This is a genomic window from Maribacter sp. 6B07, assembly GCF_002700155.1.
GTDB lineage: Bacteria > Bacteroidota > Bacteroidia > Flavobacteriales > Flavobacteriaceae > Maribacter > Maribacter dokdonensis.
The window spans coordinates 229,066-244,852 of the sequence record NZ_PDUT01000002.1 but is presented as its reverse complement, the minus strand read 5'-3'; the positions used below and the strand labels follow the sequence as shown (position 1 = coordinate 244,852).

Genomic DNA, 15,787 nt, shown 5'->3' with positions numbered 1-15,787 from the left:
CTACTTGTTTTTTATGATTACCTTTTTTCTGGTTTGAACACCATTAATATCCACCACCAACACATAAACCCCATCGGCAATTGTCCCAATATCAAAACCATCCGTATATTCACCGGGTTGACGCAATTCGGCACCTAATGAGATCACCTTATTATAAAAGTTGTTTATTGCTATTAAAGATACTAAAACCTCACTTTTTTCATCAACCTTATAGGAAACATTTATGATATCGCTGGACGGGTTGGGCCAAATAGCGACCTCGCTCACATCATCAATTTCGAAATCCCCAAGATCGAACGTTAAGGGTATTCCACCCCCTGGACCTGGGTCGGGACCGCCACCATTCGAACAAATCCTGTTGCTTGAAGTCAATACAGAGAACGCCCTTGAACTACTTGAAGTGCCGACCCGGTTACGTGACGCCGCCGGCAAATCATTAATTGTGGCCGAAGAAAAACTACGTGTTACCGCAACGGTATATACTCCTGCCGGTAAGGTCGAGGACATTCTAAACGTGTTGCCCGAACCGCTCATCGACCTTGGGCCGGTCACCCTCCATGTATGGGTATAAACATTGCCCAGAAAGTCCGGGTCGTTGTCCACTCGTAACGTCACGTCTCCACCGCTATTTTGGCAGGTATAAAAATAGGAACCGTTTATCCTGGGGCTCGGAGGTCTTATCGTGGCACTTGGGGTCTGATTGCAGGTGGTGGTAGTGTTTAGTCCAAGTTCACTTGTTAAAAATAGATTCCATTGATTGGCAATAGTTGGAGCGTTAACATGCTCGGAATTCCTAATGTTTCCGAAAACACGATTAAATGGGACCTGCCCCCTGGTCCTTAAATATGCTTCGGATCGGTTCAGTTCGGTTTGGCTCGTTGTACTTCTTGTTGACGCCAAACTACTGAACAGCGGAACAAAAGTGACAAACCTGTTGGGAATGTCCACATCAAAACCATTTAGGGCATCTACCTCCCGCTCAATGTCCACGCCACCACCACTTGCTATATCATAGTTAATACTGTTAAAATTGAAAAAGGCCCGTTTATCCGTAGTAGGAATTCCACCCGTTCTTATAATTAATGTAGAAACTCTAGTAGTACCTCCTAAATTATTGCTAACTACTTCCGCACCAACCGTAAAAAGACCGGCAAAAGCCCCTTGAGCTTCTATTATCTCACTGCCGGGGACATTAAAAAAACCTGCATCGCCATGGCTGCCATCCACGGCGCCGTTTACCATAGCGATATTACGAATGCCTTCCCTTTGGGGGAAGCCAACCCGGTTCAATTCATTTTGAAGTGATGTAAAATCGGGGTGTGGATTTGGGCCGTTGAACCTAATTAACAATTGCCGGGCGGCCTTCGCATCCAGTCGTTCGAGTGCGTCGTCCAAGTCCTCTTTAATATCTGCTGGCAGAATGTTCACATCATCGATTTGGCGCACTAGGCTTTGAAAGCCTACAGGCAGATTCGCGCCCTTGTGCGGGGCATCAAAGCTGATATAGTGGCTAATGTTATGTGTTATGTTTGAACTTTCTAGGCTACGTATGGCCAGTCGGGCGATTATTCCGCCCATACTTTCTCCAATGACTATTATTTTTTCATTACCCACCTTTTCTCGATTGACCTGTTCGATCAAGTTCCTTATGACAGTAGCATTTTGTATGATATCTGCACCTCCATTTTGAAAATTAAAATAGACCATATCATGTCCATTGGCCCTAAAGATACGTTCTACACCGCTTGTTGTATAATTGGCACGTAAGTTTGCGCTGCTGTTCTCGTTAATGGGGTCAAAGCCTTCGATAACGATTACCGGTTGGTCAAAAACCACATCACAGCCCAAGTGCACCGTTGCACTACCACCTGTGGAAGAGGTAGATCGCGCACTTTGACCAATGGTCACCGTCTTGCTGCTGGAGATGGCGGCATTACTGCTTTGTACCTCTCCGGTCACAGGGAACAGGACCATGTCTGCTTCTTCGTCATCCAATGTGACCACCTTAATTCTACTGTAACTCGTAAAGCTTTTTTTACCCTGTTTAAACTGCACGGCCACAACCTTTTCCCCGATGCTTTCATAACGCACTTTGAAATTGCTTAGACTATCCAAGGGCCTAAAGCCATTTCCGTCGGAAAAATCGATACTCAATGATTTAATACTTTTAGGGTTTTGAATCTGAAAAAGTTCGGGTACCACTTCGAAAGTGATATTGCCAGAGTAAACTCTTTTCGAAAGTACACCTGCATTGAAAACCAAGTACTTTGTGTAATCGGCATCGATTGCAAAATTATTTCTTGACTTCTGGATGTTGTCCTCAATCTGCAATGAGTCCAGATACTCTCCCCTTGTCTGTATAACCCCAATAGGTACTATGTTCGGCCTATCGGCATATTGAGCCTTTAGGTCTCTAAAACTAAATTGGGATAGTCTTTTTCTGTTTTTCAAATCTGATTTTCTCATTCCCTTATAGAGGAGCTTGAACTTTTGAGGATTGTTTTCTGTGAATGCATCTTCATCATGGTTTTCATAAGCGAAAAAATCATCCAAAAAACCGGACATCAGAAAGCCCTTGTTCAATAAATAGTTTGTCTTGATAGACTGCTTATCAATGGCATTTAGTTTTTGTTCGTACTTTTCGATTTCAATGGTAGCATCCTCTTGCGAACGGGTAATAAACATTACGAAGGTAAATACGATTAAAAGTAGTTTTCTTTTCATGATTTATGGATTGACGTTCTAAATTAAATGTACGAAAGAAAATTATCGGGTAAGAAATTAATTGTTAATAAAAAGTAAAATTTTCTATCAATTGTAATAGAAAAGTTCATGAGACCATTATGTACGTTTTCTAAAGGGAACTTTTTTAAAGACTATGCAATGAACCTATTTTCAGAGGACCTCCTTTTGAGTTTTATTAATACCGCTGGTTGAACAAAATGGCACATTTGAATTAATCCAAATGTGCCATTTGCCCTTCAAATATCCCTATTTTCTTGGTATTTTAATTTACAATTGTTGATAACTCAAAATTCTTCCGATTTTAACAAATATCGATCGGTGTCGTATGAGTCGTTTTGACACCAAATTACCTTTTACAAATTTTCTTTGGTGCCATCTAAACTGATTTGATATAAACAATTGAAATACAATCTTTTGTGAATAAAAAATTGTATAGAAACGAGCTTAATTACCTCCCTCCTATTAACTTTATCCAAAGGAAAACAAAAGCGCTTTTGTTCATTTAATAATCTTAAAAAGAAACAAATGGACACTATTTTAATATTCGAACGACTTGATCGTTTGGAAAGGCTGTTGACGGCCAATAAAGAGGTACTCACCTTCGAGGAGACCTGCGACTACACCGGAATATCCAGAAGTTATCTCTACAAACTGACGGCCTCGGGAAACATTCCGCATTCAAAGCCGAACGGTAAGATGATTTTCTTCGAGAAATGCAAACTCAACGATTGGCTTCTACGGAACCACAGAAAGTCACATGCCGAAATTGCCGACGATGCACTTAAGTACACGCTCAAAAATAGAAGGTCATGACCTCGCTTCGCAATGGAAATCAACTCTACCATGTAAAGGACGCTAAGAAAAAGACCGTGTACGACTATACCATGGAATATTTGGAGGGCAAGTATAACATTACATATAACGAGATTTCCCATGACTTCCAGATCGCCTTGAAGGATTCTACGGAATGGCAGTACCTGAACCTGAATTCCCTTATCATCGAACTGGCAAAAGCGGGCATCGATATCCCCAACGGGAAACTGGAAACCCTTATCCGGTCGGAATGGATTCCAAAATGCAATCCCATCCGGGAATATTTTGAAAACCTCCCTAAATGGGACGGGCAGGATCATATACTAAAATTAGCCTCCTATGTACCGACATATGAGAAGGAAGCCTTTGAATATCATTTCAAGAAATGGCTGGTACGGACAATAAAGTGTGCGTTGGAGGTACACTATTTCAACAAACAGGCCTTCGTGCTGTCCCATCAGGGGCAGAATTCCGGTAAATCTACGTGGTGCCGATTTCTTTGTCCGCCCGAACTGGCGGAATATATGGCCGAGGACATCAGCAACGACAAGGATGCACGTATCCAGTTGTGCAGAAACTTTCTGTACAATCTTGACGAGTTGGCAGTGCTTTCCAAAAAGGATGTGAACGCGCTAAAGTCCTTTTTCTCCAAAACTTTTATCAACGAGCGATTGCCCTATGATAAGAAGAACACCACCCTTCCCAGAATTTGTTCTTTCCTAGGTTCCACCAACATGTCCTCGTTCCTAAACGATGAGACGGGATCGGTTCGATGGCTCTGCTTTGAACTCAAAGGAAAAATCGATTTTGCGTATTCAAAGGAAGTGGATATAAAACAGGTATGGACCCAGGCGTACCATCTTGCCTATTCAGACCCCGATTTCAATCCCGAACTGACAATTTTGGACATTCAAGAGAACGAGGAGCGCAACAAACGGTATACCAAACTGACCTCTGAACAGGAAATCGTTGCCAAGTATTACGAAAAATCCACGGACATGAAGGATTTCAAGACCGCTTCGGATATTATGGTCGCAACCGGGAGGCTCAACCTACGGTTGAACCACATCAATATCGGGCGTGCCCTTGCTGGTTTCGGCTTTCAGAAAGTAAAACACCCCAAACGGCAAGTTTATGGCTATCTAGCGAGACCGCTGTTCATGGATAGCCCTTGGGAAATGGAACAATCATAAAATACAGAATACTACCTACCTAGTTACCTAGCGAACAAGGAAGCTAACAAATATGAGATGCGAATCAAGGTAGGATGTTTCAATACCATCTTACCTAAAGGTTACCTAACCTACCTATTAGGTAAGATAGGCAACATTAAAAATTACTGTGACCTAAGTCTAAAGCACCGTATTCATTGGTTCAGGTAGAAAGGTAGGAGAAATAACGAAAATTAAGCTGATGAAGAAAAAAAGAACAATTAAGTTATCGTGTGAAAGAGCCCGAGCTTTTCCCATCGAAAAGGCGCTGGCAAAACTCGGGCACTTTCCGACCAAAACGAACGAAAAAGAAGCTTGGTTCCTGAGCCCTTTCCGCTCAGAGACCCAAGCCTCTTTCAAGGTGTCCAAAAAACTCAATAGATGGTACGACCATGGAGAAGGAAAAGGGGGGAATGTTATCGACCTGATATGTAAAATCAACAATTCCCCGGTAAAGGAAACTTTAAGGTTTTTAGAACAGGACTCGAACTCTTTTTCTTTTCACCGGCATCCGCTTTTTAAGGGACAGGAACCAGTAGAAGACAAGGTCACTATCATAGCGGTAAAGTCGATATCCCATCCTGCTTTGTCGGGCTATATAAAATCGAGAAGAATCGATATGGAAATCGTTAAGAGCTACAGTAAGGAAGTCCACTATACCTTCAAGGGAAAACACTTTTTCGCCGTCGGCCTACGAAATGATTCCGGCGGTTGGGAACTCCGAAACAAGTACATCAAAAGCTGTACCATGTCCAAGGATATCAAATTTATTCAAAACGGTTACGACAGACTTGTGATAACGGAAGGTATGTTCGATTTCTTTTCCATTCTATGCCATCGACCGGAGTTAAAGTATAAAACTGATTTTTTAATAATGAACTCGACAGTCTTAATCGAAAAAGTTATGTCGGTACCGAAGAGATATTCGAGCGTGGAACTATATCTCGACAATGACCAAAACGGCAAACGGACGAGCCAAAAATTGATGGCCAGTTCCAGTAACTGCGTGGACATGTCAATGCTATATAAAGAATTCAAGGACATGAACGAATGGCTCATCTATACTACTAAAAAGAGACTTGGTCAGGGAGCGCAAGATGTGTTTTTGTTGCCACAAAAACAATCTTGCTTTACTCCCGATAGTCGCAAAGAAAAAAAGAAATGAAAAGAACCTATATCAAGTTCAGGTGCTCCATATATGAGAAAAAACTGCTCCAAAAAAGAGCGGAACGGGCAGGGCTTTCCCTCTCCGAATATTGCCGAAGCTCCGCATTCGGCCATACCGTCATCGAACGTTTGACCGAGGAACAATTGGACCATTATAAAATGCTTGTGAAGTACAAAGGGAATTTTACCCGGATCGGAAATATGTTCAGGAAACACAACCCCAAACTGACCAGCGAGGTGGAGCAATTGGCGGAGGAAATACGGACCCATCTTAATAATTTCAAAAGAAGGAAAAAATGATCGGAAAGGGAAAATCCATAGCGCATACGGGTACAAGTATCGAATACGGCTGGAACCAAGAGAAGGATGCTGAAATCGTATTTAGCCAACATTTGGCGGGAACAGATCCTCAGGAGATCACGGAGGAGTTCAAATTGATACAGCAAGAGAATGGCCGTTGCCAAAAGAACACCTTGAGCTTTATCCTGAGCCCTACCGTCCAGGACGGGAAAAGCCTGTCAAAGAAAAAGCTATGGGAACTGTCCCAACGTTTTATCAAGGAAATGGGCTTAAAGGAACGGCAGGCGATCGCCTTTGTCCATAGGGACCAGGCTCATACCCATGTGCATCTGTACGTAAACCGTATCGGTTTCGACGGCAGGGCCTATAATGACAGTTTCATTGGTAAACAGAGCCAGTTGGCTGCTGAACGGGTCGCCAAACAAATGGGACTGACCACGGTCAAGGAGGTACAAATGGAAAAGGACCTGGATTCCATAAAGATCCGGTTTGAAATAAAGGAGATCCATCATAAAGTAATGGAGAGCGACAGGCCAAAAACATTGGATAGTTATATCAAGATCATGAAAGAAAGGAACGTGGAAGTCATTCCGACCATCAATAAAGCGAACAAGTTACAAGGATTCCGGTTCCAGTATGAGGGCCATAACTTTAAGGCAAGCGAGGTGCACCGCTCCATGTCTGGGGGAAGGATCATGGCGCAACTTTCCCAGAACAAAGGGATTGCCAAACCAAAAGAAATCGGAAAATCGGTCCAACTTATGGGGAAGACCCTTGAAATGAGTTCCAATTTGGCCACAAGCATCGCCAAGAACATTATCAAAAAAACCATTAAAAGGGCCATCGATACCGGAATAGGATTTTAAAACAAGAAGCTATGGGATATAAAAAACTGGATGAAGTAATGGAACTGCTCACCGACGAGTTGGACGGGTTCAACAAATCCATCGTTAGATTGGAAAAATTGACCCAACATACGGACAACATCAACGTGATACCCGATACTTCGGAAATCGAACGATTGCTCCGTGAACATCTGAATTCTGAGATGACCAAAACCGAAAAGCTTCAGGAGTCGGTTCAGGATATCAGTAGTCAGATTTCAAAAGCAAGATTGGTTCCAAAGGTACAGTTATGGATACTTTACTCGATTTGGTTCATCTCCTTGGTCATCATCGGCTATTTGAGCTTCAAAGTATCTGGGACAAATGTTGTCCGAGAAAAGGCCTTTACCAACGAAGGGAAAGAAGTAATCTCTGAGCTGAGAGGTTATTTTGACCAGAATCCCGGTCATTACGAATCGTACCGGAAATGGATACAGAAAAAGGATAGTGTTCCAAACCGAAAGTAGGGTGCGCCCTATGGAATTTTTGCTTGACGCTTATCTACAGGAACGCTACAAAATTTCCATAGGATCCACGCGCAGTCAAGTTATGGTAAGATTTGGGAAAGGATTGTACAATGTAAAATTCAGAATTGTGTATAATATGAAAATGGTGTCTCTCAGATAGTAATAGGATGTCCGGTTCTCTAATGTATCTTATTATTTCCACTACTTTGTTAAATCGAGTCCGGTCAGGACTTCGGTAATCTCGTCCAAGGCCATCATCTGCTCCCTGGGCAATAGGCTGATGATGAACTCCAAAGTCGTTGTTACGTTGGACCTGGGATCCGCATTGGAAAGCGCGAAATGGGAAAAGCCGGCTTCGCCCTCCAATGCCAACACACAGGTTTTCAACAAGCAGGATAGATTGAACATGAGTTCGTCATTATTACCAATAAGGAATTCTGCCTTCATCAATGGTTTCCGGTTACTTGAATATCCTGCTGACTTCAACAGTCCGTCCCGATGTGATAATGCCCTTTGGATTTTTAACAGTCTGGTTCTGTATTCTTTTTTTTCTTCATTGGCCATTTCTTTCTTAACATCTTTTGTGCCGCCCAAATGAAATTCTTCTCTTTCCTTTTTTTCAATCGTTGGATCGGATTTGGATGCGTTATCGAACATGGCTCCGAGATGTTCGATTCCTTGAATACAACTTGAAAGGTGCCGTTGAAATATAGCATGTACTTTATTTATGAAATCCTTAAGTTCTCCCTGTATCCTTAGTACCTGTTCCTTGGTAATCTCGAACTCGTTTCCGTAACGTGCGACATTATAGGCATGTTCCAAGAGCAGCAGTAGCTCGTTTTCCTCCATATCCGAGGTTTCGGAGAATGACCGGAGCGTTGGAAAGAAAGGCTTGCAATAGTTGATATGACTGATGATACTGTGGGTAATCCTGCTTTTCCCGATACACATCTGTTCAATGCAACGGAAAGAAAGCTCATAGGCTTGGTGTATATTGAATGTGGCAATAGCATAATCCCTTTCATCGATTAGCCCATCGGCGGCCCGGGCAAAGGCATCAACCTTTCCTATTTCTTTACCGAAATACCGTTTGGCCCTTTTGACCAAAGTACCCATGGCCATTTCCGAATAGTCGAATTGGTTTTTACTGTCAGACCCTGTATAAATAACGGTTCCGTAAAGGCAATGCCGTAAGAAATAAAGTGAGCCAACTTCAACACCGATTTCGAACTGGTTCTCCGTATAGACCCTTATCCTGAAATCGGGGTACCGCTTTCCCGTCCGTATCACAAATGATACTTTTTCGTTGGGTATGGGTTCGTTCTCGGTATCCACGAACAAGGTTACAATATGGTACTTTGTTCCGCCCTCTTCCTGTAGTCCTGAGAGAAAGGCCCTATCGATGGTGATAACATTAACGATATCGATCATTAAGGCCTTTAGTTCCTTACTTTTCTCAAAATTTTCGGGGATGTTCACGTAGTTGTCCATGGCACAATGTCTTATAGTTTTCTATTCCATATTATTATAGGACCATAGTTCCCCGTATCCCACCATATGGACTTGTAATTTATTATCGAAGTTTGTATTTTACAATTGGTTAATTTTTAGAAACAAGCTATATTTGGGATATGGAGACAAAGACCAAGAACAACCATATAGGTAGAAAAATCGGAAGAATCCGGGAACTCCGAGGCATGAAGCAGGATACCTTGGCCGAGGAACTGGGCATCAGCCAACAGGCGGTTTCCAACATCGAGAACAGTGAGAAAGTGGACGATGCCAAACTGGATGAAATTGCAAAGGCACTTGGGGTAACCAAGGAAGGTATTCAACAATTTAATGAGGAGTCCATATTCAATTACTTTAATAGTTTCCACGACAGCAGCGCATTCAATACACATTGCACTTTCAATCCATTGGATAAACTAATGGAAGCCCATGAGGAGAACCGGAAACTTTACGAACGGTTACTACAGGCAGAAAAAGATAAAGTAGCATTTATGGAAAAAAGGTTCGATAAAAATTAAATTCATCCTGATTGATTGAATATTCAACATTTATGTTTTTATATAAAATCCTTTTAAAACAATTTGCTTGCTTTTTATAGTAATTATTCTTTATTGCACCTCTATATTATTCCCCCAATTGTACTAATTATATCAAATACTAATTATTCGATAATGCTTACGGATTAGCTTTATAATCATAAAAAACATATTGGTCATAAATTAAAATAAAAAAGATAACGTTCCAAATTAAAAGTAGTGTGCGCCCCATGCGGTTTCTGCTTGACGCTCTACCGGAATGCTGCAAAAACCGCACAGCATCCGTCCGTAAAGTTTTTGGGCAAGATTTGGGGCTTCCACAGGATTACAAGGACATACATCATTAAGATAAATAAGATAATTCCATATTATAGCAGTCCTTAATCGTTAAATTGGAGGGTTATTTCTATTTTAGTGGTTTACCAAACAGTAAATAAACATATGAAAATAATATGGATTTCAAGTAAATCGAAAACTATTAAAACGGTTACTGAATAGTTAAGGGAAACGTTATTCAAAAATAATGAAAATAAATTGGAATAATATTTTTAGAGTTGACGCTATAATCGGCATAATTATAGCAATAGGAACTGTATTTATTTGGATTCGAAGTTGTAATGAAAAGCCTCAAATTGAACAACTAACAATCTTTGTGACGGACACACTTGGGAATTCCGTTTTAGAAAATCAGGGTAGAATAAACATTCCATTAGGAAATCGTTCATTAAATGAAACTATTGGAGTCAATGGAAGGACAAATTTTCCTGATATTACGTCAAATAGTATTGGTGATACCCTAAAAATCGGACTTGAGGCTCAAGGATGGGAAGTGGTGGATAAGAATAAAGTTTTTATTTTTAATGGTAAACCCATTATCTTGGAAGTAAAGAGAGATGAATCTTTAGGAACGATAAAAGGATTGGTTAGAAGCAAAAGTGGGGAGAGTTTTATAGCAGATGCCTCTATTTACATTAATGCAGACACTTTGATTTATACCAACTCAAATGGTCAATTCAAAACGGTCCTACCTTATTGGTATAGAGTGTCGTCAATATCTGATTATTATAATCTAACCATTAAAAAAAGTGGCTTTAAATCTAAAACTGAAATTTATTACCCCAATACTATGATGGAGATTCGGCTAGAACCACTACAATAGAGCATGAAAAAGTATATTTCATTATTACTTATTTTAGTTATAAACCAGCTACATTCTCAACAAATTAAAGGAGTTGTTTCTTATTATCAAGGTAATGGGAAACCTGCTACTGGAATTGAAATAAGTGCATTTGGGTGTAGTACAACATATTCCCTTGAAAATGGACTTTTTATTCTTAAATGTCCAAATAAATCAATCGGTCAACCAGTAAGATTGCTAATTGGACCAACAAATAACGAAGGAGAAGAAATTGAATTGGTAAATGAAGCCCAGTTACAGTTTTTGGCTATTCCTGAAAATCCGGATACTTCGCCAATTGACCTAATTGTATGTTATCCAGGAGAGAAAGAAAAATCAGCAATCAAATACTATAATTTAATTGCAAATGATTATCTAGGAGATTTGTCAAAGAATATACAAAAAATTGCTAAGTCACTTGATGACTCGAATCTTGAGAAGAGTGAAAGAAAAGAGTTGACCGAGGAACTAAACAAGATAAGACTAGAAAGAGACCAAGCACAGCAGCAAGCAGAAAATTTATCTGAATTCATTGCTTCCTTGAATTTACCAAAAGCCAGTTTACTAGTTCAAAATTCGGTCAAGGCCATCGAGTCTGGTCAAGGTGTTGAAAAAGCTTTAGCAATAATAAGTGAAGAAGCTTTAAAAAATGAAGAAGTTGATTCAAAAATCAGATTTATCCAAAGTACTATGGAAATATTGAATGGTTATTTCCTAAGAATAAATCTACTTTTACCTAAATTCAGATATGAAGAAGTAATAAAAAGCTATGAAAACATTATAAGAATATTTGAAACCAACAATTTCAAAGGTGATGGTCTAGCAGAGTTTTATACTTCAGTCGCTCATATTTATTTTTTAGATGGAAAATATGACAATTCTTTAAACCGTCTTGAAAAAGGCCTTTCCCTCTGGTTAGAAGAGAAAACCTTCAATAATCCAAGACGCGCTAATGTTATGATGAACTTGGGTGTCTATAATGAAGCCCTGGGAAACACTGAAAAAGGCCTAGATTTTCAGCTAAAAGCAAAAGAAATAATTGAAAATAGCCCCGATGACCCAGGAAAAATGAATTTTCTAGGCATAACCTATTCCAAAATAGGAAACTCATATATCAAGCTAAAAGATTTTGAGAAAGGTTTATATTATTTAAAAAAGGGTGTTGACACAATAGAGAATAGTGCATTACAATTTGACAAAAATAGAGTACTTGGAATTGCCTATGACGATTTAGCCAAGGGTTATAAGGTTATTTTGGAATATGATAAGGCTTTGGATGCTCAATTAAGTTCCATAAAACTTCTTGAAAAAGTTCACATTAGACCAAACCCTGAACTTGCTACCATTTATTTTAATATGGCAAATCTTTTAATTGAGTTAGGCAGAATCGATGAAGCTGAAATCTACTCGAAAAAGGGATTGGATATTAGATTAAGTACTCAAAATCTGGAACACCCACAATTTATCCAATCATATTTAACTGAAGCAAACATACTTACTCAAAAAGAAAATTATAATGAATCCTTATTACTGACTAAAAAGGTGATTTCGCTTCTGGAAAAAGAAAATGATATAATTACTGAGAACTCAATAAATGCTTATCAGATTCAATCTTGGAATCTTGTAAAACTAAATAGGCATGATGAAGGGATTCGAATTTTTGAGAAAAGTATTGACATGAGGAAGAGAGCTAGTTTAGGAAATACATTCATTCAGCTAAAGGATAATATAAACATGTGTTCTTTGTTGTTTGAGGCAAATAGATTAGAAGAATCAGAAAAATGTTTATTAGATATACTTAAAACAATCGAGAAGGATTTCCCTGAAAATAAAGCAGAATTAGGACAAATTTACTGGAATTTGGCACAATTGTATAAAACCAAAAAAGACCTGAAACTAGCTTATAACTACTATGAAAAATGTAATTCCGTTTTCAAGGAAATTTATCCCAATAATGGACCTAAGCAAGAGATGATTGACAATCTCTTCGTTGAGTTGGAATTACGCACAGGAGCGGAATTATATAAAAAAGAGAAGTACTCTAATTCGCTTGAACATTTTTTATTGGTCGTTTCAAAAAAGCCCAGTTATAAAATTGCTTCGGAAGGCCAAACCATGCCGGTGTATCAATTTATTGGAAGTTGTTATTATCAATTAGAAGATTATGAAAATGCTATTTCAGGTTTTCAACAAGCTCTAGAAATTTATCCAGCGTACTCAGAAGCCGAGTATTATAACGACATCGGGTTATCCTATTTTAAGAATACTAACTTGAATGAAGCAAAAAATGCATTTGACAATTATTTAAACAAGAACCCCGAAAATTGGAGAGCCAATCGAAATTTGGCTATGTATTTTGCAGAGACCAAAAACTTCGACAATGCCTTAAAGTATCTCGAACAAGCCATCGAATTGGGTTTTGATGATAAAAAATGGTTAAATGAGAATAGTTCTTTTAAAGCTTTAAGAAAAAACACTGGATTTATTAAACTACTTAAGCAACTTAAATAAGTTACCTTATCTATTCCAATTAAATATGAAACTAAAAGAAGAATAAAAAACCTTAAATGTATCAGAGAATAGGACATATTTCCTTAGTGGTTAAAGATTATGATGAGGCCATTCGATTTTATGCCAAAAAATTGGATTTTGAGCTTTTGGAGGATACGCAAATTGATGATTTAAAACGCTAGGTCGTGATTTCGCCTTCAAGAGCCAAGGAATGGAGCTTTGTGCTCGCTAAGGCGGACGGTGGCAGGGTCTTTCTTTTTCTTTTTACTGATGATTTCATAGGGATTATAAAAAAATGGTCGTACATGGGATTACTTTCATACAGCCTCCAAAAAAAGAAACTTATGGAACTGTTACCGTTTTTAAAGATTTGTATGGCAATTTATGGGATCTCCTAGACCCTTCCGTTTCCAATAAAGGGGTATGTGACAAAAGATAAAGTTCAACTCACAAATCCGATAAAATCTTAGAATGCGACCTTCCATTTTACATAGGACAATCGGCTAGACACCTTACTAATGGTTGCCATCACTTCCTCATATTTTGGTAACTCCCCATAAACTAAATTCTTAAAATCATTTTGATATGTTGCTTTCAGCTGTTTCCAAGTTTCTTCAGGGCTTTTGAAAATCAAAGCTTCTTTGGGATGATACCTCAACCAATCATTATTATTTTTAAAGCTCTGCACATCATCATGAGCTAATTTTAGCAGCATTGTATCGAAATCACTCGACCTGAAAAACTCTTAAACCACTTTATCCTTCAATAGCTGATGAATATCATACACATGTCTGATTTTAGCGTTCAAATCAACAATAGGCGTTTCAGTATGTGAGAACCGAACCAAACTCATTAGCTTTTCACAAAGCGTTCTTCTAGAATCCAATACAAGTGCTTCAAAAGGCAATAGGTTATATTCTTCCGCCATTGTTGTTTGATTAGTGGCATTCATCATATCATAAGATATAGGTATTCAATACTCTCTTGGTGTATGGTTCAAAATAGCCTAGCCATGTTGCTTCTATGATAATGGCATCTCTTACCTGCCCATAATTTCCTTTGAAACTTTTAGGATAGTTATAGGCTATCTTTCGAATCATTCCCATTTTGTTAGTAATTCCTTCCATTTCTACTTCTACGAATGGCGAAGTTATTTCCTCGGTTATTTTTTTAAGCTTAGTCTTTAATTGGTTCCCTGTCTCTTCTTTTCTTCGTATTACAACTAAATCAATATCCTCAGAAAAACGTTCGATGAATTTATAGCACTAAGACAAGGCCGTGCCGCCCTTAAATATGACTTCATCTTTAATAGCACTATCAAAAATCAGTTTTAGGGCATAGCATACCCAATAGTCCTTTTCGATATAGATATCTAAAATACCCATCCGTTCTGCGGTTACTTGTACCGCTTGTCTGAAAAGTGATTCATTCTCGTGCAGCTTCATTTTATATTCCAGTATTTAGCATTTGACAGCACTTTTTCAGAAATATTAAGATTATAAACCGTTATTGGATTTAAACTATCTTGAAGACCCCTTAGTTCAGTCTCCCCCTTACAACCAACCTCACTTAGCAATGCACCTAATAAAGCCCTGGTTGCGGGAGAATATTTAAAAGCCAATTTTATAAGTTTAATCTGTTCGTCAGCCTTCAATCCACGCAATAACGCCATCAATCGGATACAACTTTTTTCAATGGTGGTATCGGGTATTTTCTTGATGTAACGTATGGCATCCAACAATCGCAAAAGGGGAATATTCTCCTTATTAATGGTATTCCTTTGTTTGATGAACGAGATTCTAAAACGTCCTCTTTTAAAAGAAGGCCTTATCTCCCGTTTGCCTATCTGGATCGTACTACTTACCTGTGTAGTAAGTCCCAGAGAATTATAAACGCTATACCCTGTAATATATCCGACAAATTTACCATCTTCCTCCAACAAGTCTTTTACAATTTGGTGTTGGTCTGGCAACAAAGTACCGAATACGGTTTCCTGCGGCTTGAAGTATTTACCTTTGGAAAGCTTGTTTATCTTACCGGAAGCGGACATTCTATTCAGGTGTTTAATAATGGCTTCTCTCCTAGCCACCTCATTCATAAAATCCATATAGGTAAATACGTACCCTTTTGGCAGCTTATTAATCTTATCTTCAATGTATTCAGAGGTTTTCATTAGAAGCAATTTACAAAAAGGTATTTAAAATGTCCAGTTTATTCATTAAAAAACTGGACATATATTAATAAATACTGATAACTTTGATTGCATTGTGTATCCTCAACCTAGTTGGTGTATTAGATGTAATGGCAATTTCAGCAACAATTAATCTCGTTAAGAGTATTTCTAAAAAAGCAGAAATGATAATAATAATGAACATGGTTAAACCGAATACTTCGCTTACAAAAGAAGTTACCCAAAAACTTAAATCATATAATGTACCAGTTTCTGAAATTTTCATAAGCGACC

General features: G+C 38.7%; 18 protein-coding genes. 10 read left to right on the top strand and 8 right to left on the bottom strand.

Going from position 1 to position 15,787, the window contains the following annotated elements; all coding sequences use genetic code 11:
• The gene (locus CSC80_RS10760) at positions 1-2,724 is read right to left on the bottom strand and encodes a T9SS type A sorting domain-containing protein (RefSeq protein ID WP_099191763.1); all 2,724 of its coding nucleotides are present in this window, start codon (positions 2,722-2,724) and stop codon (positions 1-3) included.
• Between the two features lie 546 nt (positions 2,725-3,270).
• Here CSC80_RS10760 and CSC80_RS10755 point away from each other — a divergent pair.
• The 6 genes from CSC80_RS10755 to CSC80_RS10730 all read left to right on the top strand — a co-directional run bounded on the left by CSC80_RS10755 (position 3,271) and on the right by CSC80_RS10730 (position 7,587).
• On the top strand, positions 3,271-3,558 hold the full coding sequence (locus tag CSC80_RS10755) for a helix-turn-helix domain-containing protein (protein WP_099191761.1): 288 nt from the start codon (positions 3,271-3,273) through the stop codon (positions 3,556-3,558).
• Positions 3,555-4,751: a VapE domain-containing protein gene (locus tag CSC80_RS10750; RefSeq protein ID WP_099191759.1), complete on the top strand. Its 1,197-nt coding sequence runs from the start codon at positions 3,555-3,557 to the stop codon at positions 4,749-4,751. The genes CSC80_RS10755 and CSC80_RS10750 overlap by 4 nt, the downstream gene beginning before the upstream one ends.
• A 220-nt stretch (positions 4,752-4,971) precedes the next feature.
• Positions 4,972-5,934 carry a toprim domain-containing protein gene (locus CSC80_RS10745; protein WP_099191757.1) on the top strand — a complete coding sequence of 321 codons (963 nt, stop codon included), beginning with the start codon at positions 4,972-4,974 and terminating at the stop codon, positions 5,932-5,934.
• On the top strand, positions 5,931-6,236 hold the full coding sequence (gene mbpA, locus CSC80_RS19790) for a mobilization protein MbpA (RefSeq protein ID WP_099191755.1): 306 nt from the start codon (positions 5,931-5,933) through the stop codon (positions 6,234-6,236). Before CSC80_RS10745 ends, mbpA begins: the two co-directional genes overlap by 4 nt.
• Entirely contained in the window at positions 6,233-7,102 is an 870-nt protein-coding gene (locus CSC80_RS10735) for a relaxase/mobilization nuclease domain-containing protein (RefSeq protein WP_099191753.1), read from the top strand. Before mbpA ends, CSC80_RS10735 begins: the two co-directional genes overlap by 4 nt.
• 11 nt (positions 7,103-7,113) lie before the next feature.
• The gene (locus CSC80_RS10730) at positions 7,114-7,587 is read left to right on the top strand and encodes a DUF6730 family protein (protein ID WP_099191751.1); all 474 of its coding nucleotides are present in this window, start codon (positions 7,114-7,116) and stop codon (positions 7,585-7,587) included.
• A 201-nt stretch (positions 7,588-7,788) separates the two neighbouring features.
• On the opposite strand, the gene CSC80_RS10725 is transcribed toward CSC80_RS10730, so the two are convergent.
• Positions 7,789-9,078, bottom strand: a complete 1,290-nt coding sequence (locus tag CSC80_RS10725; protein WP_099191749.1) for a HEPN domain-containing protein — start codon at positions 9,076-9,078, stop codon at positions 7,789-7,791.
• A 140-nt stretch (positions 9,079-9,218) separates the two neighbouring features.
• Here CSC80_RS10725 and CSC80_RS10720 point away from each other — a divergent pair, with 140 nt between their 5' ends.
• From CSC80_RS10720 to CSC80_RS19605, 4 genes are all read left to right on the top strand, one after another.
• Complete coding sequence (locus CSC80_RS10720) at positions 9,219-9,617, top strand: helix-turn-helix transcriptional regulator (protein WP_099191747.1); 399 nt, start codon at positions 9,219-9,221, stop codon at positions 9,615-9,617.
• Positions 9,618-10,158: 541 nt separating this feature from the next.
• Complete coding sequence (locus CSC80_RS10715; protein ID WP_099191745.1) at positions 10,159-10,794, top strand: carboxypeptidase-like regulatory domain-containing protein; 636 nt, start codon at positions 10,159-10,161, stop codon at positions 10,792-10,794.
• 3 nt (positions 10,795-10,797) lie between these two features.
• Entirely contained in the window at positions 10,798-13,323 is a 2,526-nt protein-coding gene (locus tag CSC80_RS10710) for a tetratricopeptide repeat protein (RefSeq protein WP_099191743.1), read from the top strand.
• A 56-nt stretch (positions 13,324-13,379) separates the two neighbouring features.
• Positions 13,380-13,505 (top strand): VOC family protein, encoded by a 126-nt coding sequence (locus tag CSC80_RS19605; RefSeq protein ID WP_201796632.1) that lies wholly within the window; start codon positions 13,380-13,382, stop codon positions 13,503-13,505.
• 284 nt (positions 13,506-13,789) lie between these two features.
• On the opposite strand, the gene CSC80_RS19695 is transcribed toward CSC80_RS19605, so the two are convergent.
• The 6 genes from CSC80_RS19695 to CSC80_RS19325 form a co-directional block, all read right to left on the bottom strand.
• A complete protein-coding gene (locus CSC80_RS19695; RefSeq protein WP_236973376.1) occupies positions 13,790-14,038 on the bottom strand; it encodes a hypothetical protein in 249 nt (82 codons plus the stop codon).
• A gap of 30 nt (positions 14,039-14,068) precedes the next feature.
• Positions 14,069-14,278: a nucleotidyl transferase AbiEii/AbiGii toxin family protein gene (locus CSC80_RS19765; protein ID WP_262497238.1), complete on the bottom strand. Its 210-nt coding sequence runs from the start codon at positions 14,276-14,278 to the stop codon at positions 14,069-14,071.
• 1 nt (position 14,279) lies between these two features.
• Entirely contained in the window at positions 14,280-14,540 is a 261-nt protein-coding gene (locus CSC80_RS19760) for a hypothetical protein (RefSeq protein ID WP_262497241.1), read from the bottom strand.
• Positions 14,541-14,588: 48 nt separating this feature from the next.
• A complete protein-coding gene (locus CSC80_RS19685; protein ID WP_236973375.1) occupies positions 14,589-14,768 on the bottom strand; it encodes a hypothetical protein in 180 nt (59 codons plus the stop codon).
• Positions 14,765-15,496 carry a DUF6088 family protein gene (locus CSC80_RS10695; RefSeq protein WP_099191741.1) on the bottom strand — a complete coding sequence of 244 codons (732 nt, stop codon included), beginning with the start codon at positions 15,494-15,496 and terminating at the stop codon, positions 14,765-14,767. Before CSC80_RS10695 ends, CSC80_RS19685 begins: the two co-directional genes overlap by 4 nt.
• 64 nt (positions 15,497-15,560) lie before the next feature.
• Complete coding sequence (locus tag CSC80_RS19325; RefSeq protein ID WP_143751739.1) at positions 15,561-15,779, bottom strand: hypothetical protein; 219 nt, start codon at positions 15,777-15,779, stop codon at positions 15,561-15,563.
• Positions 15,780-15,787 lie beyond the last annotated feature (8 nt).

Bases quoted from the DNA above. Each gene is read 5' to 3' on its own strand.
- CSC80_RS10720 (WP_099191747.1), top strand. From the start codon at position 9,219: ATGGAGACAAAGACCAAGAACAACCATATAGGTAGAAAAATCGGAAGA.
- CSC80_RS10715 (WP_099191745.1), top strand. From the start codon at position 10,159: ATGAAAATAAATTGGAATAATATTTTTAGAGTTGACGCTATAATCGGC.
- CSC80_RS10745 (WP_099191757.1), top strand. From the start codon at position 4,972: ATGAAGAAAAAAAGAACAATTAAGTTATCGTGTGAAAGAGCCCGAGCT.
- CSC80_RS19695 (WP_236973376.1), bottom strand. From the start codon at position 14,038: ATGCTGCTAAAATTAGCTCATGATGATGTGCAGAGCTTTAAAAATAAT.
- CSC80_RS10750 (WP_099191759.1), top strand. From the start codon at position 3,555: ATGACCTCGCTTCGCAATGGAAATCAACTCTACCATGTAAAGGACGCT.
- CSC80_RS10695 (WP_099191741.1), bottom strand. From the start codon at position 15,496: ATGAAAACCTCTGAATACATTGAAGATAAGATTAATAAGCTGCCAAAA.
- CSC80_RS10725 (WP_099191749.1), bottom strand. From the start codon at position 9,078: ATGGACAACTACGTGAACATCCCCGAAAATTTTGAGAAAAGTAAGGAA.
- CSC80_RS19325 (WP_143751739.1), bottom strand. From the start codon at position 15,779: ATGAAAATTTCAGAAACTGGTACATTATATGATTTAAGTTTTTGGGTA.
- CSC80_RS10710 (WP_099191743.1), top strand. From the start codon at position 10,798: ATGAAAAAGTATATTTCATTATTACTTATTTTAGTTATAAACCAGCTA.
- CSC80_RS19605 (WP_201796632.1), top strand. From the start codon at position 13,380: ATGTATCAGAGAATAGGACATATTTCCTTAGTGGTTAAAGATTATGAT.
- CSC80_RS19685 (WP_236973375.1), bottom strand. From the start codon at position 14,768: ATGAAGCTGCACGAGAATGAATCACTTTTCAGACAAGCGGTACAAGTA.
- CSC80_RS10755 (WP_099191761.1), top strand. From the start codon at position 3,271: ATGGACACTATTTTAATATTCGAACGACTTGATCGTTTGGAAAGGCTG.
- CSC80_RS10730 (WP_099191751.1), top strand. From the start codon at position 7,114: ATGGGATATAAAAAACTGGATGAAGTAATGGAACTGCTCACCGACGAG.
- CSC80_RS19765 (WP_262497238.1), bottom strand. From the start codon at position 14,278: ATGATGAATGCCACTAATCAAACAACAATGGCGGAAGAATATAACCTA.
- mbpA (WP_099191755.1), top strand. From the start codon at position 5,931: ATGAAAAGAACCTATATCAAGTTCAGGTGCTCCATATATGAGAAAAAA.
- CSC80_RS10760 (WP_099191763.1), bottom strand. From the start codon at position 2,724: ATGAAAAGAAAACTACTTTTAATCGTATTTACCTTCGTAATGTTTATT.
- CSC80_RS10735 (WP_099191753.1), top strand. From the start codon at position 6,233: ATGATCGGAAAGGGAAAATCCATAGCGCATACGGGTACAAGTATCGAA.